This is a genomic window from Paenibacillus sp. FSL H8-0283 (assembly GCF_045040675.1).
Classification (GTDB): Bacteria; Bacillota; Bacilli; order Paenibacillales; family Paenibacillaceae; genus Paenibacillus; species Paenibacillus amylolyticus.
On sequence record NZ_CP150295.1, the window covers coordinates 998,577 to 1,018,801 of the forward strand.

Annotated in this window: 17 protein-coding genes; 12 read left to right on the forward strand and 5 right to left on the reverse strand. The window is 45.7% G+C overall.

Annotated elements, in window-relative coordinates; genetic code table 11:
- The 4 genes from MHI52_RS04555 (at position 1) to MHI52_RS04570 (ending at position 5,449) form a co-directional block, all read left to right on the forward strand.
- Entirely contained in the window at positions 1-675 is a 675-nt protein-coding gene (locus MHI52_RS04555) for a response regulator transcription factor (protein ID WP_405158549.1), read from the forward strand.
- Positions 672-2,024, forward strand: a complete 1,353-nt coding sequence (locus MHI52_RS04560; protein WP_405158550.1) for an ATP-binding protein — start codon at positions 672-674, stop codon at positions 2,022-2,024. The genes MHI52_RS04555 and MHI52_RS04560 overlap by 4 nt, the downstream gene beginning before the upstream one ends.
- 333 nt (positions 2,025-2,357) lie before the next feature.
- Positions 2,358-3,737 carry an amino acid permease gene (locus MHI52_RS04565; protein ID WP_405158551.1) on the forward strand — a complete coding sequence of 460 codons (1,380 nt, stop codon included), beginning with the start codon at positions 2,358-2,360 and terminating at the stop codon, positions 3,735-3,737.
- A 182-nt stretch (positions 3,738-3,919) separates the two neighbouring features.
- Complete coding sequence (locus MHI52_RS04570) at positions 3,920-5,449, forward strand: alpha/beta hydrolase family protein (RefSeq protein ID WP_405158552.1); 1,530 nt, start codon at positions 3,920-3,922, stop codon at positions 5,447-5,449.
- Positions 5,450-5,475: 26 nt separating this feature from the next.
- Here MHI52_RS04570 and MHI52_RS04575 read toward each other — a convergent pair whose 3' ends face one another.
- Complete coding sequence (locus MHI52_RS04575; RefSeq protein WP_315372512.1) at positions 5,476-6,480, reverse strand: MerR family transcriptional regulator; 1,005 nt, start codon at positions 6,478-6,480, stop codon at positions 5,476-5,478.
- 190 nt (positions 6,481-6,670) lie between these two features.
- Between MHI52_RS04575 and MHI52_RS04580 the strand changes: the two genes are divergently transcribed.
- The gene (locus MHI52_RS04580; protein WP_405158553.1) at positions 6,671-7,573 is read left to right on the forward strand and encodes an SDR family oxidoreductase; all 903 of its coding nucleotides are present in this window, start codon (positions 6,671-6,673) and stop codon (positions 7,571-7,573) included.
- Between the two features lie 126 nt (positions 7,574-7,699).
- Here MHI52_RS04580 and MHI52_RS04585 read toward each other — a convergent pair whose 3' ends face one another.
- The gene (locus tag MHI52_RS04585; RefSeq protein WP_405158554.1) at positions 7,700-10,222 is read right to left on the reverse strand and encodes a transglutaminase domain-containing protein; all 2,523 of its coding nucleotides are present in this window, start codon (positions 10,220-10,222) and stop codon (positions 7,700-7,702) included.
- A 305-nt stretch (positions 10,223-10,527) separates the two neighbouring features.
- Between MHI52_RS04585 and MHI52_RS04590 the strand changes: the two genes are divergently transcribed.
- Together MHI52_RS04590 and MHI52_RS04595 are read left to right on the forward strand one after the other, a co-directional pair.
- The gene (locus tag MHI52_RS04590; RefSeq protein WP_405158555.1) at positions 10,528-10,947 is read left to right on the forward strand and encodes an ester cyclase; all 420 of its coding nucleotides are present in this window, start codon (positions 10,528-10,530) and stop codon (positions 10,945-10,947) included.
- 129 nt (positions 10,948-11,076) lie between these two features.
- A complete protein-coding gene (locus MHI52_RS04595) occupies positions 11,077-13,455 on the forward strand; it encodes a GH36-type glycosyl hydrolase domain-containing protein (protein ID WP_405158556.1) in 2,379 nt (792 codons plus the stop codon).
- A gap of 182 nt (positions 13,456-13,637) precedes the next feature.
- On the opposite strand, the gene MHI52_RS04600 is transcribed toward MHI52_RS04595, so the two are convergent.
- Positions 13,638-14,393, reverse strand: a complete 756-nt coding sequence (locus MHI52_RS04600; protein ID WP_405158557.1) for a GNAT family N-acetyltransferase — start codon at positions 14,391-14,393, stop codon at positions 13,638-13,640.
- A 149-nt stretch (positions 14,394-14,542) separates the two neighbouring features.
- On the opposite strand from MHI52_RS04600, the gene MHI52_RS04605 reads away from it, so the two are divergent.
- Entirely contained in the window at positions 14,543-15,205 is a 663-nt protein-coding gene (locus MHI52_RS04605) for a M48 family metallopeptidase (protein ID WP_036668307.1), read from the forward strand.
- Between the two features lie 115 nt (positions 15,206-15,320).
- Here MHI52_RS04605 and MHI52_RS04610 read toward each other — a convergent pair whose 3' ends face one another.
- Both MHI52_RS04610 and MHI52_RS04615 read right to left on the reverse strand, forming a co-directional pair.
- Positions 15,321-16,403, reverse strand: a complete 1,083-nt coding sequence (locus MHI52_RS04610; protein WP_405158558.1) for a saccharopine dehydrogenase — start codon at positions 16,401-16,403, stop codon at positions 15,321-15,323.
- A 99-nt stretch (positions 16,404-16,502) separates the two neighbouring features.
- The gene (locus MHI52_RS04615) at positions 16,503-16,823 is read right to left on the reverse strand and encodes a helix-turn-helix transcriptional regulator (RefSeq protein ID WP_017690570.1); all 321 of its coding nucleotides are present in this window, start codon (positions 16,821-16,823) and stop codon (positions 16,503-16,505) included.
- 184 nt (positions 16,824-17,007) lie between these two features.
- Here MHI52_RS04615 and MHI52_RS04620 point away from each other — a divergent pair, with 184 nt between their 5' ends.
- The 4 genes from MHI52_RS04620 to MHI52_RS04635 all read left to right on the forward strand — a co-directional run bounded on the left by MHI52_RS04620 (position 17,008) and on the right by MHI52_RS04635 (position 20,223).
- A complete protein-coding gene (locus MHI52_RS04620) occupies positions 17,008-17,394 on the forward strand; it encodes an iron chaperone (protein ID WP_405159352.1) in 387 nt (128 codons plus the stop codon).
- Positions 17,395-17,436: 42 nt separating this feature from the next.
- Positions 17,437-17,970 (forward strand): cysteine hydrolase family protein, encoded by a 534-nt coding sequence (locus MHI52_RS04625; RefSeq protein ID WP_036668303.1) that lies wholly within the window; start codon positions 17,437-17,439, stop codon positions 17,968-17,970.
- Between the two features lie 260 nt (positions 17,971-18,230).
- Positions 18,231-18,440 carry a helix-turn-helix transcriptional regulator gene (locus MHI52_RS04630; RefSeq protein WP_036605982.1) on the forward strand — a complete coding sequence of 70 codons (210 nt, stop codon included), beginning with the start codon at positions 18,231-18,233 and terminating at the stop codon, positions 18,438-18,440.
- 199 nt (positions 18,441-18,639) lie between these two features.
- Positions 18,640-20,223, forward strand: coding sequence for a glycosyltransferase family 39 protein (locus tag MHI52_RS04635; RefSeq protein WP_405158559.1), 1,584 nt, complete (start codon positions 18,640-18,642; stop codon positions 20,221-20,223).
- Positions 20,224-20,225: the final 2 nt, after the last annotated feature.

The following is a 20,225-nucleotide window of genomic DNA, read 5'->3' on the forward strand; positions in this document are numbered from 1 at the left end:
ATGACCAAAATCCTAGTTGTGGATGACGATGTGCATATTCGTGAGCTGATCACCTTGTTTTTGCGTAATGAAGGATTCGAGATTGTGGTAGCTAAGGACGGTGCTGAAGCACTGGAGATTGTGGGGAAATCCCCAATTGATCTGGTTATCCTTGATATTATGATGCCGCGTTTGGATGGTTGGGAATTATGCAGGGAGATCCGGCGTATGGATCTGAATATGCCATTGCTAATAGTCACGGTAAAAGGGGAATCGGCCCAGAAAGTGAAGGGATTTCAGTTGGGAACAGATGATTATTTAACGAAGCCCTTTGATCCACTAGAACTTGTGATGAGAGTAAAAGCATTGCTGAAACGTTACTTGATTGTCTCTTCCCAGACCATTCAACTAGGGGGCATTGTGCTGAATCGACGCAGCTTTCAAGTGATTCGTGGAGAGGAAACAATCAATTTGCCTCTAAAAGAGTTCGAGTTGCTGTTCATGCTGGCAAACCAGCCTGGGCAGATTTTTACCCGGGAACAATTAATCATTAAGATCTGGGGGATTGATTACGAAGGGGATGACCGGACAGTTGATGTTCACATCAAGCGACTAAGGGAAAAATTCGCTGGTGATGCACACCATTTTCAGATTGAAACGGCTCGTAGTCTGGGCTACCGGTTAGTCATCACATGATCAAAACCTTATATGTTCGTATTATTTGCACGTTTCTGGTCGTCATTGTTTTCAGCTTGCTAACCTCTTTCTTCATCGGGATCTTCCTTTTCAAAAAAGAAGTAAATCATATCGGTCAGAATGACATGATTTCAGTAGGGGAGGAACTGATCCGTCTATATGAGCAGACGCAACCTGAGGACAGGGATGCTTTCATCAAAAGTATGGTGAAAGTGTCCACCTATCCCATTCATCTATATGACGTTTCGGGTAACGTAACCTATTATGACCTAGACCATACAGAGACCGTTGAAATTGCACCAGAAGCGGTTCAAATGGTGTTGCAGGGTCAGATCTATCGTTCTCCTGGAGAAGTGGAGCAGACGTTCATCGGTCTCCCTTTTCCATACAAAGGGGAACCACAAGCCATGTTTATGCAGTATTCTCCGCAGAACGAAAATATCATTAATCGGATGATTTTACTGGTGTTATTGCTTGCACTGTTGATCGGAAGTTTTTGTATCCTTATTGCTGCAAGGTATTTGGTGAAGCCGATTCAGGTGTTGACGAGGGCAACCAAACGACTGGCGAAGGGTGATTTTAATGTGGAAATCCAAACAAAGTGCGTGGACGAAATGGGAGCATTGACGCAGAGTTTTAATGAAATGGCGAGTGAGCTTAAACAGCTGGAACAGATGAGGCAGGATTTTGTTTCCAATGTATCTCACGAGATTCAAACGCCGCTGACCTCTATTTCCGGTTTTGCCATGGCGTTGAAAAACAGCAGCTTGGTCGCTGAGGCCGATCGTAACTATTACCTCGATATCATTATTACGGAGAGTGGACGACTATCCAGACTAAGTGATAATCTGCTGGAGCTTGCGTCTCTGGATTCTGATCATCATCCGTTCGAGACAACTACCTATAATCTTGATGAGCAAATCAGGCAAGTGGTGGTGACTTGCGAGCCTCAATGGTCAGTCAAAGGCATTCCAATTCACTTAGAATTGGCGGACGGTATCAAAATCAGGGCAGATCAGGATCAGCTTAACCAAGTGTGGATGAATTTACTAGGCAACAGCATTAAGTTTACTCCCGTGGGCGGGCGTATCGAAATACGCACCAGCCAGTCTGTGGATGGAATCTTTTTCACGATAAGCGATTCGGGCATTGGAATAGCGCCGGAGCAACTGGATTATGTTTTCGAACGGTTTTATAAAACAGACCTGTCACGCGATCGTAGCATTAGTGGTAACGGTCTGGGCCTCGCCATCGTCAAAAAAATCGTGATGCTTCATCACGGAACTGTCGAAATGAAAAGTCAGATGGGCGTGGGGACAACGGTGATGGTTCATTTGCCTTCCGGATGATTACAAAAATGGATGTAGGGCTGCCAAAGTTATTTCTCTGGTAGCTCTTTTTTTATGAGTTTTCAGATCCCTATTCCAGTAGGGATAAAAATCAGGATTAATCTGATTGCAATAAATCATCAAGGGTTATCCTAATCATGTCAGGTGAGGGCATGAGGAAGAGGCACCTTTTTCATGTAAAAGCCCTGTTTAGCTAAACTTCCTCACATTCCTTGTTGTATTTCTGCGACACATCTCGTACAATTTGGTGGAGTAATTCTGCATTGCGTTAATGTGAATGTGAAAATTAAAGATTACATCAGGAAGCTGTACACAAGAAAAGGGGAGAATCGTTTGGAATCAAAGCAACTATCTAGAGGGCTAAAGCCCCGCCATGTAGAGCTGATTGCACTCGGCGGTACAATCGGCGTTGGTTTGTTCATGGGATCGGCGAGTACGATCAAATGGGCAGGGCCATCCGTGTTGCTGGCCTATTTACTGGCCGGTATCGTTATCTTTTTTGTCATGCGTATTATGGGTGAAATGTTGATTCAGGAGCCGGTCACGGGTTCGTTTGCAACATTTGCTCACAAATATATTAGTCCGCTTGCCGGATTTCTGACCGCCTGGAGCTATTGGTTCCTGTGGGTTACGGTTGGTATGGCGGAAGTTACGGCGATTGGCATCTATGTCGGGTATTGGTTCCCGGATATTCCACAGTGGCTGCCTGCACTTGCTGGGGTGCTCATCATTGCGGCGGCAAATCTGGCGGCTGTGAAGTTCTATGGAGAATTTGAATTCTGGTTTGCGATGATCAAAGTGACGGCTATTGTGGCCATGATTGTAATCGGAACAGGTCTCATCTTCTTCGGCTGGGGTAACGGAGGACAGCCAATCGGGCTGTCGAATCTGTTCAGTCATGGCGGATTCTTCCCTGGAGGCATCAAAGGTTTCCTCTTCGCGCTGTGTATCGTAACGGCTGCGTATCAGGGAGTTGAAATGGTCGGTATTACAGCAGGCGAAGCGGAGAATCCGAAATACACCTTGCGTAAAGCGATCAAAAATATCGTGTGGCGTATTCTTATTTTCTACGTTGGTGCCATATTTGTTATCGTAACCCTGTACCCTTGGAACGAAGTGGGCGAGACGGGAAGCCCGTTTGTGCTCACCTTTGCCAAAGTTGGTATTGTTGCTGCAGCGGGGATCATTAACTTTGTGGTACTCACGGCGGCCATGTCGGGATGTAACAGCGGGATCTACAGTGCGGGACGGATGTTATATACACTGGCTGAGAATGGGCAGGCACCTGCCTTTTTCAAAAAGCTGTCCAAAGGCGGGGTTCCCCGCAACAGTATCGTCATCACAATCTCCTTGCTGTTGATTGGGGTTGTGCTGAACTACCTGATGCCGGACTCCAAGCTGTTCCTGTACATCTACAGTGCAAGTGTTCTTCCGGGTATGGTTCCATGGTTCGCCCTGGCGTTCAGCCAGTTCCGATTCAGAAGGCGTTGGGGCAACGAGATGGCGGATCATAACTTCAAGTCCAAATGGTTCCCGATCAGCAATTACATTATTATTGTGTATTTGATCCTCGTCATTATCGGTATGGCGTTTAACCCGGATACGCGCTTGCCTCTGGTTGTTGGAGCTACGTTTATGGCAATCGTGGTGGCAGGATATTTCGCATTTGGCATTGGCAAAAGACAACGGATAGATGGCGGCGAAGATCGCTAGCCTAATATTCAAAAATCAACTTATATCGTAATTTCATACGTGCATTCCTTGAATACAATGGAGAACCTGCGGGTGATTCAGCGTCATTCAAGGAGTGCATTTTTTTATCCGCAAAATTCATGCTTGAATCTCCTGTAACTGGAGGTTTTAAGATTGGAGGTAGAAAGGGAGGCTTTAAGTATATGAGGACAGTAGAATGGATTTATCTTATTTTTAACCTGCTTATGTTCGTGGGGGTAATCGGGATCGGGAGACAGAGTCAACATTTTCGGAAAATGGTATGGGGTGGATTCGTCATATCGGGTGTGCTGTTGATCGTCCATAGTGTGGTCGAAGGACTTCGTTGGCCGATGATTCCGGCGTATCTGCTCACGTTGGTTCCACTGGTTGTGTTATTTACAAAGGCAAGACGCCAGCAACAGTCAGGTGTAACCTCGCTGAACAGTAAACGTTCCGGGACATCTGCTTCCACATCGACTGTGGCGGGGAAATTCGGACGTGTTCGAATCATGGCAACGTCTCTCCTGGTGTTGGGATACGCTATTGTAAGCATTGGCTTGCCGCTGCTGTTCCCGGTGTTTTCGTTTGCCAAGTCAGCAGGTCCTTATGGAATCGGAACGGTATCCTACGATTGGACAGATAACAGCCGTGAGGAGTTGCTGACGAGTTCTGCCGGTGATCAACGGGAGCTGATGGTACAGATCTGGTACCCAACGAATTCAGACGCAGAGGGCGCAACAGCTCCTTATGTTAATAAGCCGGATATCTATGCGACAGCCTTCAATGAAGTGCTGAAACTGCCAAAGCTTTTATTTTCCAGTCTGAGTCAGGTCAAAACACATGCGATACAGGAAGCTCAGTTGTCTGAGGCCGAAGCCAAGTATCCGGTTGTTCTCTTCTCTCATGGTCTGCATGGGTATGAAAATCAGAATACGTTCCAGGTCGAGCAGCTAGTGAGTCAAGGATACATCGTTGTGGGCATTAATCACACGTATAGCAGTCTGGTGTCCGTATTCCCGGATGGACGTGTGGCGCAGTTTGAATCGGAAGGGAAAGAAGGTTTTGAGCAGCTACAATTCAGTTACATGGACAAGTTAAATGAGACATGGGTGAAGGATGCACAGTTTGTGCTGGATGAGGTAGAGAAGTTGGGTGCGGAAGATCCGAGCGGACGCTTTACCGGACGTATGGATCTGGACAATATCGGCATGTTTGGGCATTCATTTGGCGGAGCAACGACAGTACAGATGTTAATGGATGATCCACGTGTGAAAGCAGGCATGAATATGGACGGTGTATTGTTTGGCGAGAAACGTATCCCTGCGGAAGGCGTGGGCAAGCCGTTCCTGATGATGAGTGCAGACTCAACCGTTGCAGGCACAAGTGTGATGAGTGACGAAGAGATTGCTGCGATGGGCACGACCCGTCCGGAAGCCGAGAAATATTACGAGGAAGTGTACGAGCGCTATGAGCCGGTAACCGCAGGAGGGAACTTCTGGATGGAGCTGACCAACACCAAACATCTGAGTTTCTCCGACCTCTACCTGATCTCTCCACTGCTCGAATGGACACAGGGTGTAGATGCGCGGGGGACACAACAGTTGGTTAACGATACAACGATTGATTTTTTTAACCACTACTTGAAAGGGCAATCGCTACATTTGGACACGGAAGTGGGAGAACACGAGTCCTATTTGTTGAAAAAAGGCTAAACGTATAAATGGAAGGAGACTGGAGTTCAGTCTTCTTCCATTTGTTTTAATCGTAACCGCATGCCCTCCTGCAACAGGTTAATGCCATCTACAATCTGGCTCCATTCGGGATTCATCACCTTGCACAGCTTGTTAAAACGCAGAATGCGATCCGTCACAGAGTCCAGCATATATCGGGCCTGTTTGCTGAAAAATACTTCAGGTGTTTCGGCATGCTCGACACTTGCATACATCAACACAAAGTCCCACACCATGCTTTGCACAGCAGGGCTATCGATTGCCCAACGCTTGTCCAGCGCTTCGGTAGTACGAATGCGAATAGCCTCCATTTTTTTCACCCAGACGTCCGCTTCGACTTGTGGTTGATTCACCATAATGAAGAATGGAACCTCCAGCCGAGCCAGATCAGCCCAATAGGCCGGATCATTGATCAGTTCCTGAATTTCCTTCCAGGCCAGTGTTTGCTGAGCCGTCAGTTTGGTATCTTTCATCATGTATTTATCAAAAAAGTGCAGAAACGACACTCTCCACTCCTGCGGAATGCTGTCCAGCAGATGGGATTCATCCACCTTGGCAGCAACAAATTGTTTTCGCCTGCTCGCATTGGCCGTCAGGGATTCTACCAGACTGGAGATGTAGGTAAGAGACTGCTCCGAGCGCAGTGAAGTTTCTTCTTCATGTTGCCTCGCTTGCTGCAAAACGGAGAGCATGGAATTCATCGTGCCGATCTGGGTTTCCAACGCTTCAATCTGCAGATCCAGTGCCTGTGCTACCGCCAGTTCACCCGACATGAGCTTTCGAATATCCGGTATGCTGAAATTCAGATAACGAAGTGTTGTAATGAGTTCGAGTTGCCACAGGTCTTGCGTTGTATAGAGTCGATGCCCGCCTTCCGTATGATTGGAGGGTTGTAACAGTTCAATCTCATCGTAATAACGGATCGTTTTCACCGTGGAGCCGATCAGTTTGGCTGCTTCACCGATGGAATAGGGTTCTTTGTTTGCATTCAACGAGATCACCTCATGATTCATTATACAACCTCCTGTCACTGGAGATTCAATGTTAGACGACTGTCATGGAATTCTGGCGGGCTTAGTTTAAATTTCACCCAACTCGGTTACAAAGGAAAGAGTGCAACTTTTACGCAAATTAAATTCACAACAAATAAAAAATACGTTTATACGATGGGTATCGTGTAAATAACCAAGGAGGAAATTGAACATGGCTAATCAAGATCAGCACACCATGCAAGATCCAACGACCCAATATCCAAAGGCGACACCGGAGTGGAAACAGCAACAGGATGAGCCGGGGCTCCAGCGTGAGATGACCCCTGTTCCCGATGCGGGTGAGAAAAGTTATAAAGGCAGCGGACGTTTAACAGGACGTAAAGCGGTTGTGACCGGAGCCGACAGCGGAATAGGCCGGGCGGCAGCGATTGCGTTTGCTCGTGAAGGCGCGGATGTCGTTCTTGCCTATCTGCCGGAAGAGGAAGCAGATGCGCAGGAAGTTGTGAAGCTGATTGAGGAAGCCGGTCGCAAAGCAATTACGATTCCAGGTGACCTGAAGGATGAGAAATACTGTGAAGAACTCATTGAATCTGCGGTAAAAGAGCTTGGCGGGATTGATATCCTTGCTAACGTGGCAGGTAAACAGCAGTTTGTGGAGCAGATTGCGGATCTGACCACCGAGCAGTTCGATGCAACGTTCAAAACAAATGTCTATTCCATGTTCTGGCTCTGCAAAGCAGCTGTGAAACACATGAAGCCGGGCAGCTCCATTATCAACACATCATCGATTCAGGCATACAAACCTTCGCCAATCCTGCTGGATTATGCGACAACGAAGGCATCCATTAACACGTTCAGCAAAGCGCTGGCGCAACAGGTGGGTAGCAAAGGAATTCGTGTCAACGTTGTTGCACCAGGCCCGGTATGGACACCACTTCAGGTCGTGGGTGGACAACCAGTCGAGAAGCTGGCCGATTTTGGCTCCAATACACCGCTTGGTAGAGCAGGACAACCTGCCGAGATGGCTCCGGCATTTGTGTTCCTGGCAAGCCAGGAATCCAGCTATGTGAGCGGAGAGACACTGAATGCAAATGGCGGTACGGTTAGTCCGTAAACGTTGGATATAAAAGGCCTATAAATCCTAGGTCAGTACTCATAGGAAATTTAAGCAAAACACTCCATTCCCGATGAAGGTGAATGGAGTGTTTTATTGTTATGTTATTTTTTTATGAAAATAAAATTACTTCTGCTCTGGTTTCGGGTCCAGAATGGCATAACTGCCTAGCGTGGCTAATTGTGCTGTATTCAGAAGGGCTTCATCCACTGCAGCGAGGGCTTCACCGGCAGCTGTCATCAGCTCATCAGAGTCAACAGGTGAGGCGAAACGGAGAATGACCCGGTTCTCTCCTTTTTTGAGTTCACTCTCAGCCTTGGTTTTGTACTCATTAATGGACGCGACTTCGAGATCATTCTGCACATAATAATCATTGGCATCGCTCTCGCCATTAAACATCGTGAGCTCGGAATCAAGCCAATAATCTTGATCCGCTATCGTTTTCTGACTTGCAGCAGTCTCATCATTGGCGTTGTACAGGAAATACGGGATGCCGGAGTTCGTCAGGTTGTTGGTGGCATCGACATGGAACCATTCGTTCCCGATTTTGACCTTGTTCCATGCATGTGGAACGCCGCTGGAAGCGCCCGTTACAACGATGCTTTCCAATCCCGAGAGATCGGAGAGCAATTTGTAAACGGAAGCATAGCTGGCACATACCCCAACTCCTTTGACCAGAATACCGTATGTGGTAAACGAGTCATTAAACTGTGGATCGACATTTTTGAAGTTGTTTTGCTCCGCATTTTCCAGCGCTGCATCATCATACTTCGCGTTATCGTTCAGATAATCGTAGATGGCTTTCCGTTTCTCGTCTTCGTTCATACCATTCTTGATAATGGAAGCCACCACTTCGTTTGCTTTGGCAATAATCTCATCTTGCTTCTTCTGGATTCCACTAGCCGATTCATTGTAATAAATGGAAAGGGTAAGTGTACCATAGTTGTATTCGAAACCTTCCACACCAAGAATCAATGGATTCTGGTACATCACTTTCAGAACAACATCCGAGAGTGTCGAGAAATTTTGAGCTTCGGGAAAAGCTTTTAACGAAATTTTATCTTGTGCCGCAATCATATTTTTGGCTAAAACTTCTTCCAATGCGGAATCTGCATTGATCATTGCATCACCTGTAGCAGGCTGAGGCACGGTTTCCTGATTACCTTGTTCTACATTTTGCTGTGTATTGGATTTCTGTTCATCTACCAGGTTGTCTTCTTCAGCTTCGGGAGCTGGAGCAGGTGCTTCATTGGAAGCTTCTTCAGAAGCCATATCTGAAGAATTATCAGAAGTATCATCGGAAGCCTCAGTAGATAGAGGATCAGTTGCATCTTCTGACGTTCCAGTATCGGTTGTAGACTCTGGAGTTGAAGTTTCCGAAGCCGGTGCTTCCTCTGTTTCCGTTGCAGACTCAGGTGCATCATGATTGTTGATGATCGTTGGCACATCAGGTGCAGGAACGTAAGGTGTGTCATTCTTTGGTTCCACCAGTCCGTTGCTGGAATCGGCTACGGTTTGCTGAGCAAGTCTGTCCAGGTCTGCTTGGGTCACATTTTCTACACGCACGTAACTTTTCAGAGCTGTTCCTTTAATATGAAAAGGAATATTCGTTTCATTGAACTCTGAAATTTCTACGCTTTTGGTATCATAGACAATGGTTTCACGAGCTAGAGAGCCGTCATTGTACTCAACTGTTGCTTTCTGAGGAAGTACATCTATATTCTTTAATTTCTCCCTATACAATTGTTCTTTCAGAGATGTTGGCAACTGGGAAGCAAGCGGAGCTGTAGGGACACCTCTGCTAAAATTGGATTCTTTGCCTCCGCCGATTGCAGTGACGTAATATTCTCCTCGTATACCATGGTTCTGAGTGGTAGTTATCATTTCATTATAAGTGCCTAGCCCGCCTTTTCCGTCTCTCAAAAAATCATTGAAAGACGTCTCTGTCGTTACCGCAATATCTAAAGGCAGACTATTACTGAACGCGTCCTCTGCGCCAGTTAGAGCTACATTTGTATCGAAGTTGGTTAGGTCAGAACGTTTATAAATTTTATATTCTGTGGCACCTTCAACCTTGTCCCAGACCAACTTGAACCGTCTATCTTTGTCAATTTCGTATCTTAGGTTAGGTACAGGTAACTCTGACTTCACTGTAAACGGAATAATGATGGGTTCATCGAGCAACGTCATGTTCTCTGCGTCAGGATCATAATTCAGACGAATGTAATAAATGGGGGCACCACCCCAAGAACTTTGGCCCCTGTTCATCATGGAATCTGAACTTAAAACGCCCCATCCAAGAGGTCTAATAGAAATACTATTGTCATGAATATCTGATAATAAAGGTACTTCACTTGCTTTGAGTGCTTTAATATCGGTATGTACGGATATGGTATCTCTCAGGGACCAATTAGATTTTCCTAAATCTGCTTTAAAATTGAACGTAAATTCTTCATCCTGAGCTACATTGTACATCGGCATGATCGCTTGTTCCGATTCAGAGCCGTATTTCTGCTTCAAACTTAAAATGGTAGAACCTTCTACTACTTCTGTAGGGTTATTTTCGGACGGACTACTCTCCTGTTCAGTACTCTGGCATCCAGCCAGTAACAGGGTGAGTGCAAACATAATGAAAAATAGACGTTTCATGATACACCGCTTTCTTGTTTTTCTGAGTTGCTCTAATGCTACGTTTCTACACACCGAAAGATTATCAAAATTGGTTAAAACCCATACTCGAACCTCTTAACGGCCAAACCTCCTATTAATTTCCTAATATCCTTTGCTAGTTTATGGTCATATTGACGCATTGTCAAGGTGAGAGGGTAGGTTTTAAGTCCTGTAGAACAATAGAACAGTTGTAATTCCATAGCGGGGGGACCATGTTAAAATACAAGAGTTACTACATATTTATATATATAACAGAAGAATAATTGAGGAGGCTGGATTGGCGTATGACAGCAGAACAGATTGTCAGAACCTTTTTTGAAGAAGTCCGATCAGGCCGAAATCCTGATTATGCAAGCAGCGTGATGGCGGAACAAGTACTGGCTCATCAAGTAATATCCGAAGCTGAGGTCACGGTCACCCGAACACCTTCCGATTATGCAGATCATGTGCGAGAAATGATCGAAGCTTACGGGGAATTTTCACTCGAAATTCAGGAGTTGCTGACGCAAGGCGATAAAGTTTATGTTCGCTGGAGACAAACCGGTACCCATGTTGGCGAAGTGGACGGATACAGTCCAACCAACCTCCCGGTGATTGAAATTGCCAGTGCAGTATACCGAGTGGAAAACGAACAAATTGCAGAGTATTGGATACAGATCGACAGGTTGGGCATCGAGAAACAATTGGAGCGTAATCGGAGCTGAGTTTCTCAGCTCTTTTTTAGTTTTCAGTTCTTTGTAAGCGTTCCCGTGTTATAATGGACAAAGTTGTATACAAGTTACCTAAAACGTTTTCTGTCTTTTAACTCCATAATCTGAAAGTGAGGTTCAGTGATGATTAAAGCAACGGAAGATAATCAATATGTTGAACTAACAAGCCCGACAAGTTTACCGAAGGCATCCGGATTCCTTTGGAATGAAAAGATGATGATTCATGTGAATTGCCGGGGGTACGCGGTGGCCCAATTCATGCAGCCCGAACCTGCTAAATACTCGTATGCGCCCAACCTGGAAGCCAAGACGTTTATGCAACCGGAGCAACCATACTATGCCCACCATCCGGGACGGTTTGTCTACATTAAAGATGAAATAAGTGGCGAAATTTTCTCAGCCCCGTATGAACCGGTTCGCAAGCAGGCGGATAGCTATACGTTCGCTGTCGGTAAACACGATATTCACTGGAAAGTGATTCAGGACGACATTTGCATCGAGATGTCCCTGCGCCTGCCGAAGGAAGATGTCATGGAGCTATGGCGTGTGAAGGTAACCAATCTGTCTTCGAGAAAACGCAAGCTGAGTATCTACCCGTATTATACGGTCGGTTATATGTCCTGGATGAACCAATCCGGTTCATATGTGGAAGATTTGCAGGGCATTGTCTGCTCGGCGATTACGCCGTATCAGAAATATCAGGATTATAGCAAAATCAAAAATTACAGCGACAAAACCTATCTGCTTGCAGATCACCAACCGACTGGCTGGGAAGTAAATCATGAGACTTTTGAAGGCGAAGGTGGACTACATAATCCTTCGGCGCTTCAGTCAGAGACACTCGCAGGTGGAGATGCGCGGTATGAGACACCTGTCGCTGTATTGCAATATAGAGTCAAACTGGAAGCAGGAGCGGAGCAGGCGTATCGATTCATCTTTGGTCCGGCTCATGATGAGACAGAGATTGAGGGCATTCGTCAGCATTATTTTGTGAAGCAGAATAAGGATGGACAGGATGGTTTCGTCGCAGCAGAACAGGAGTATGCTGGTTATATTGCGGAAGGGCAAGGGAACATCCAGATTCAGACACCGGACAGCTGGTTAGATAATGTCGTGAATCACTGGCTACCTCGTCAGATGTACTATCATGGCAAAACGAATCGTCTTACAACTGATCCGCAGACGCGGAATTATTTGCAGGACAACATGGGCATGAGTTACATTCAGCCGCAGATTGCACGGGCTGCGTTCTTGACCGCTCTCTCTCAGCAGCATATAAGCGGCGCGATGCCAGACGGCATTATTTTGCACCCAGACGCAGAACTGAAATATATTAACCAGGTTCCTCATACCGATCACTGTATCTGGCTTCCAGTCTGTATGAAGACCTATTTGGATGAAACGAATGACTATAGCATTTTGGAGGAACAAGTTGCTTTTACAGACAGTGAACAAAAGGTTTCCGTACTGGAGCATATGAATCTTGCAATGCGCTGGTTGATCCATGAGCGTGATGCGCGTGGGTTGAACTATATCAATCAGGGTGACTGGTGTGATCCGATGAACATGGTGGGGTACAAAGGCAAAGGGGTATCCGGCTGGTTAACCATTGCGTCGGCATATGCGTTCAATGTGTGGGCAGATATTGGTGAACAGGCAGGGCATGGCGAGGTTGCAGCGGAATTCCGTCAGGAAGCCACTCAGACCAATGCGGTAGCCAATGAGTATCTGTGGGATGGGGACTGGTATGCCCGCGGAATTACGGATGATAACGTAGTGTTTGGTGTAAGCAAAGACGTGGAAGGGCGCATCTATATCAATCCTCAGAGCTGGGCACTTATGAGCGGTGCTGCGGATCAAGATAAACAGGAGAAGTTAATTCGTGCGGTAGAGGAGCAATTGGAGACGCCATATGGTGTCGAGAAACTCGCGCCGTCTTTCACCGCCATGCGGGAGGATGTAGGTCGTGTCACGCAGAAACATCCGGGAAGTGCAGAGAATGGTGCTGTGTACAATCACGCGGCGGCGTTCTATATTTATGCGTTGTACCTGGTGGGCGAGAAGGAGAAGGCGTATCGTCTGTTGCGTAAAATGATTCCGGGCCCTGATGGCGAGGATATTCTCCAGCGGGGTCAGCTACCTGTATTTATCCCGAATTATTATCGCGGAGCTTATCGGCAATTCCCACGTACAGCTGGGCGCTCCAGTCATCTGTTCAACACCGGCACAGTACCTTGGGTGTATCGCTGCCTGATCGACGGATTGTTTGGACTGCAAGGTCATGCAGAAGGACTTCAAGTGCGGCCGCAGTTACCAGAAGATTGGAACAAGGCATCAGTTACGCGGTTGTTCCGCGGGGCTGAGCTGAATGTAAACATGAAGAAGGATGCAACTGTCCAGACGATTGAAGTGCATGTTGACGGCCAAGGGATTGAAGGCGACATCATCAAGAACATACAAGCCGGTATGAAATATGAGGTGCTGGTGAAGCTGCCTCTGTAGAAAAGCGCAGGGGGTACTGCTGAACGATGTGAAGAGTTTTGGACAATCACTAAGAAAAATTAAAAACTGCCTTTCCTTCATAGGAGGAGGGTAGTTTTGCTTTCAAGATGTTGTTTTGAATTAATCTGTTTGTCAGACTGAATATGATAAAATCCACAAGCTAAGCTTGATTAGCAAACACTCTATTCTTTGACTCTGTACCAATAGCTATAAATCTCTGAATAACCCAGCTTGGCGTAAAGCTTCAAGGCAGGTGCATTATTCGCAACGACTTGCAGATAACTAGACGTAGCGCCATTCCTTTTTGCCCAATGCAGGAGATGCAAGATCATCTGTTCAGCAAGTCCCCGATTCCGGAAGTTAGCGTCTGTTATGATGTCATACAATCCAATGTAGCCACGTTCGATGACACCGAACCCACAAGCGACGACTTGCCCGTCAATCAACAGCGAAATGAAACCTACCTTTGTCCGGATGTTGTCCAACATTAATTCGGTCGTTTCCCGTTGCAGATCATTCACCTGATTCAACCGGCAAAAGTGATCCAGCCATGTTGTGGTCAACTGTTCGTCGATCTGTACAGATTGGTGCACAGGCTCTTTGATCTCTTCCAGACTCCGAGTCTGGATGCGGGTCAGATCGACAACGCCATACCCTTTCTCTTGCAAAAGTTGGTCGAGATGATCCGGCTGAATAAACGGTGTGATTTTGAATATGGTATTTAACTGATTGGAAGCATAGATGCGCTCACATTCCTCAATCTTTTCATACACATCCAGAGTGGAGTAGTGGATCGGTTGAACGGAGTTGGCACGTTTGGTATATCCTTTGGCAAAACGCAGTACCCAGCCGTCATACAGTAAGGTGGACAAGGGTTGCCAGTGATTAAGGGATAGTTCTTCAATGGTTTTGTATTCTGAATCCGTAGTATGCGTCATATCTAACCTCCGATTTTATAATTAAATAATAATACATAATCGTGTATAAAAATACAATACTAACATATATATCGCCGAACAGTATGCATTATAGCCGGAGATGGTATACAATTTAATTTGGTTGAATAATTTCAGAAGCGGAGCGCGTTATGTTAACTATAGAATTAAATAATCACAGCATTAACTGTCATATCCAATACGGCAAACGCAAGAAAGTGTCCATCACGATGGACTTGCCTTATATGGTAACAATCAAAGCACCCAATGGTACCAGTGAAGACATGATCCGGCAACTTGTAGAGCAGCACGGGGATGTAATTTTGAAGAAATCCGCACTGATGCAGCGGGCGCTCGAAGGTCCTCAAGCCAAGGAATACGAAGATGAGGGCAAGGGGAAGTTTCTGCTTTTTGGCAAGGAGCATGCACTGCATGACTTAATTCCTGTAGAGGGTCTGACAGAAGAAGAGCTACGAGCGAATTTGAAGAAGTTTTATTTTGCCGAGTGTAAACGTATGATTGGGGAGCGCATCGGTCGCTATCAGCAGGAGTTGAAGGTGAAGCCGAAGTCAGTAGAAGTCGTAGATTCTCCCACCAAGTGGGGCAGTTGCAGCTGGGACAAAAAACTTACGTTCAATTATCGCCTGGCGATGGCGCCATTGGAAGTGATCGATTATGTCATCATTCATGAACTGTGCCATATTCACCACATGAATCATGATCGCTCCTTCTGGCGGCGGATCGGTAGCATCATGCCGGATTACAAAACAAAAGAAGATTACCTGATGCGCAATGGTCGGGCTATGACACTATAATTCCAGACCCAAGTTTGTACTTGATACGATAGATCCCTCCATTATAATTCGTAAAATCCGCGATGGTCCCACTGTTTGCAGTGAGCGGCTTCGCGGATTTTTTGTTATGTCTGGATCAGGAATGGGATACTTGAACGCCGTATTGTTTGAAAAAATGAGTAACTGCATCCATGTCCATTCGATCATCGAACAGATGCTCAGGATAATAGATGCCTGGAGCCATAGGCTTGTCCGTTGGCATCATCAGTATCTTCTCGGCTTGCACCGCAGCGCTGAGTGCAGTCATGTGGGTCTGACCGAGTGGGTCAGAGACTGTTATCGTTCGTTTAACGTCGTTTCCTTTCGCATCCAGCCCTTTCAATTGAATGACCAGATGATGTGCACTCCCGGTTCCCGGATTATAGAGCAATTTCCGCCGGAATGGCTGGAAACGTTCACCACTGATCATCTTCCATACTCCGGTTTTGACCAATCCGGCGAGAGCATATGTAGATACCTTACTATCGAATGAGATACGGAAACTGGCGGAATCGATATGGCTGGTATGAGGTAATGTGACGTGATCGGGTGTATCCAATCTGTAACATGGAGTCGTATACCCGTTCGGGAAATGAACTTTGATCGGATCTGTCATGGGATAGACGAGTCGATGTGTATTGGATTCGGTTATCTGAAAAGGAATACTCATCCGGTCCATGAAGGCTGCCGAGTCAGGGCCGGCCTTATCCCGCAGCGACCATAGGGCATGAATGTTTACTTCGACATGTTGCAGAGAGTTAGAAAGTATCATGGCAAAGAGTGACGCCGTTCCTGCCATCCATCCAGAGGACAGCACTACCGGAGCATGAAGCTCTTCCTGCTCTATTGTACGGATCGCTTGATTGAACACCTCAGTCCAGCGTGTTATATCGATAAGTGGAATTTTTCTCCGCACTGCCGATACCAGTAGCCGATCATCCAGATCGTTCACTGCATTAATGATTAGCGATATATTCTCTCCTGCGTGAATCAGTGGATCGTCTGCATGGGTATCAACAACAACCGTTTGGACACGATTGGATGGAAAAGGTGCTGCTTTACCCGCAGAACGGCCTCCCAGTACCAATTCCAGATCAGGATGCCTGTCATGCAAAATGCGGGCAAGCTGTGCACCTACAGCACCATAACCTCCAGCGATAAGAACTCTTTTTCTATTCATTCGATATACCTCCGTTGATATGTTCATGTACTTATATGTTTAAACTATTAAACCAATAAGGGTGAAGAAAAGGAATGCAGTTCACCAGCGCGATATGCGCTAGCTCTGACATTCCACTTCTACGAGATGAACGAGCTGTTTGAGTAATTCGATCGCATCGTTGAACTCCAGCTTGTAATACATCTCCGTACCTTTTTTCTGAACCGATAACAGCCCGGATTGACGCAATATTTTCAAGTGATGAGAGACCGTAGGGCGTGACATGGGGACATGCTCTGCAATCTGCGATACGTTCATGCTCTCTTGATCAATGAGCAGCGATATGATTCGCTGGCGAACGGGGTCTCCCAAACCTTGAAGATAAGGACTTAGATTCTCGAAAATATCAATAACTTTTTGGTTACCCATCGACTCGTTCATGGCTCACTCCGTTATAATGTTTAATTGTTTAAACGTATTATAAGGCTTAGTTCACTTAAAAATCAAATTTAACATTCCAAGTTGCAGGAAAATAGCTGTTCCGCTTGTCCATTTGAAGTACAATATAAGCAAATATGCCCGTACCACGAATCCATTGATGTATCCGTGGTGGAAGGAGTCCAAGATGGCTGAGAGTAACCATTATTCGGTGCTGGTAGATGAATATATTTCGGAGTTTGCACCTGATGTACAGGTGAGATTACAGGCAATAAGACAGATTATTCGTGAAGCGGCTCCGAACGCCGAAGAGAAGATCAGTTACAAGATGCCTACGTATGCACAGCATGGGAATTTGGTTCATTTTGCCGCTTACCAGCATCATATTGGGTTTTACCCTGCTCCCACGGGGATTCTGGCGTTTAAGGAGGAACTCTCCAAGTACAAAGGGGCTAAGGGATCTGTCCAGTTTCCGCTGGACCAGCCATTGCCGGAGGATCTGATCCGCCGGATTGTGGAGTTTCGGGTGAAAGAAAATGTGGAAAAAGCTCGGGAGAAGAAGCAGAAGAAGTAGTAAATGGTAAAAACCTGTTAGTCTACTGAAAGGGAAGTACAGATGAACAAAGCACTAATCGTGTTGGATGTGCAGTATGGGATCACGTCATTGAAGGATTTCACAGTTCAGTTGGGCAAGATTGAAGCGGTTATCGCTGATTTTGAACAGCAACATGAGCCAATCATATACATGAAACATGTAGATTACGATCAGGAGGCTTCTTCACTGTTCTATAAAAATGCTGCGAACCTGGAAATTATAATGGGTACGGGTCAGTATCCCGTTATGGAGAAAAGCAAACCAAGTGCCTTCAGCAATCCGGAGCTAAGAACTTGGCTACATGAGCATCAGGTAGAACATGTATTTATTGTTGGATTCAACATGGAATATTGTTGTCTGTTTACGGCAATTACTGCAGAATACGAAGGGTTTAAGGTAACCTTGATTGAGGACGCAACAGGTTCAGTGAACACAGCGGAGACGTATGAGATGCCGGGTCTGGACATTCAGGATTTTGTCGGTTCGATTCTGAATTGGTCGAATTGTATTGAAGTTTTATATGTGGATGAGTATAAAGAAATGTATCGTATCTAGCGTGGTTTACAAGTGACGCCGGAGATTTGAGTAGGGTATAATAAGAGCAGATGAGACGTAAAATGCAAAGAGAGCCGCGCTGGTAACACGACTCCTCCGAGCAATAGCCGCTTTTAAGGGCGGTGGGCTTCGCTTAGAAAGATGATCAACAATAGACCGCATCCTTTTGCGAGGGGGGCGGTCTATTTGTGTGTATTGGACAGAATAAGGCATCCTTTGTCAACATCACAGTGTGCATTTTAGTTTGGAGGGGAATTCGTATGATCAAGGTTCATTTATCTCGTATTATGGGTGAGAAAAGAATTAATATTGCTGATTTATCCCGACTAACCGGATTACATAGAAATGGGATTGCCAAATTATATAATGAAGAAACCGATGGTGTGAAGTTCGATACGCTGAATCGAATATGTGAGGCTTTGGATTGTGACATCCAGGATATCATTGAGTTTATTAAGGACGAGAAGTGATCTTCAACAATTAGCTAAGGCCCTATACTTTTAAAAAATTGGACATATAGACCGTTACCTTTATCGAAGGGACGGTCTTTTTCTGTTTGTATACACATACTGATCCGCACCGATCGCAAGCGTTACTCCTTTTCAGCGATTTTTCAGCCAGAGCCATTATAATACTCACGGAATCCTGTAATCGAAAAGGAGTTTTGGCATGTCTAAGGTGCTGCATAAGTCGTTTTATCTCATTTTGCTCGTGTTTGTTGCGGTGTTTATTGCTTCGTCCTTGTTGGTTCGGGCACAGTACAACTACGCCTTATATGGGGACAATCCCATTTTGGGCATGCAGCAGTGGAGTATTTTTCTCCCGGTCATTCTTTTGCTTCTTGGTTCAGGTGTCGGGTTATATGCTCTATGTCTGAAGCTGAACAAATACAGTCCGAAGGTTGTCATTCCGATTGTGCTACTAAGTTCTTTGGCCATTCAGATCATCATCATTTTTGTATTTCCGAGAGTGCCCACCGATGATTCACAGACCGTTCTTTCACTTGCTATGAACATGCTGTATGACCAAGACTACTCTTCGTTTGAAACGGGTGGTTATCTGCACATGTTCCCGTTTAACTATTCGATCGTGTTGTATCTGAAGACATTGCTGTACCTGTTCCCGGACAACTATCTGGTCATCAAACTATTTAATATTTTGTTTTCAACGTTAACAACGTTCATGATTTATCTTATCTACAAACAAGTGAACGACAGATCCACGGAACGTGATTACGGTGTGTTGATCTTTGCAGCCACGTACCTACCGTCCTTGTTCCTGAACAACCTGATCTATAACGATGTGATTGCTACAGCATTTCTGACATCGTGCCTATACTTTATCATTCGTTTTGTGCGTGAAAAGTCTTGGAAAACCATCGTCATTGCCGCCGTTTTTCTCGCGATGGGCAATTACTTCCGAAGCATCGGCGTGATCGTGCTAATCGCTGCCATCATATATCTCCTGCTGAATATGCGGAGCATCGGAATGAAGAAAGTCATCATTTCCATCGGTGTGCTGGCTATGTTGTTTAATGTACCAACCTGGACTCAGAATGCGGTTCTTCAATCCTCCGGTGCTGTGAGCGAACCTGTCGGAGAGAATGCTGCACCGGTCTATATGTGGCTGAATATGGGGATTAATCTGGCGCGTTTTGGCTTCTGGGACAATATGGAGAGTTATCAGATCTACCAGAGGCAGGCCAACTACAGTAAGGCAGAGAGCGCATCATTATTCAAACAAGAAATCAGCAACAAGCTGTCTGAAGCAAGTGCGAGTGACTTGGTGCAGATGTATTACAAAAAGATCATATGGACCTGGACCGAAGGGACATACCAGATGGACCGCTACGGAATCGGCAATGAAAGTTCCATGGGTGCGGGAAGAGGAAGGGGAGGCGGAATCGCAGGCTCCTACAGTTACACCAATGCGATAACAGAACTGTTGCAAGGGGATTCGGCTTATCGGACAGGTTTGCTCTGTATTGTATATGTGATGAATTTCTTGATGTACTGTTTTATTTTCATCCGGTTGTTCGGTGGAATTCGTCGTAAACGATATGATGAAGTCTCCTTAATCCTGGTCATTCTCGGATTCATCGGATTTTATATTCTATGGGAGATTAAGTCCAGATACATCTACCCTGTATATCCGTTGTTGGTTGTGCTGTCCTATATGGGTTTCAAAGATACGTATGACTTCATATTCCATCGTAAAGGTACCTTGGAGAAGTATTCCCTGAGAAAAAGGTGATC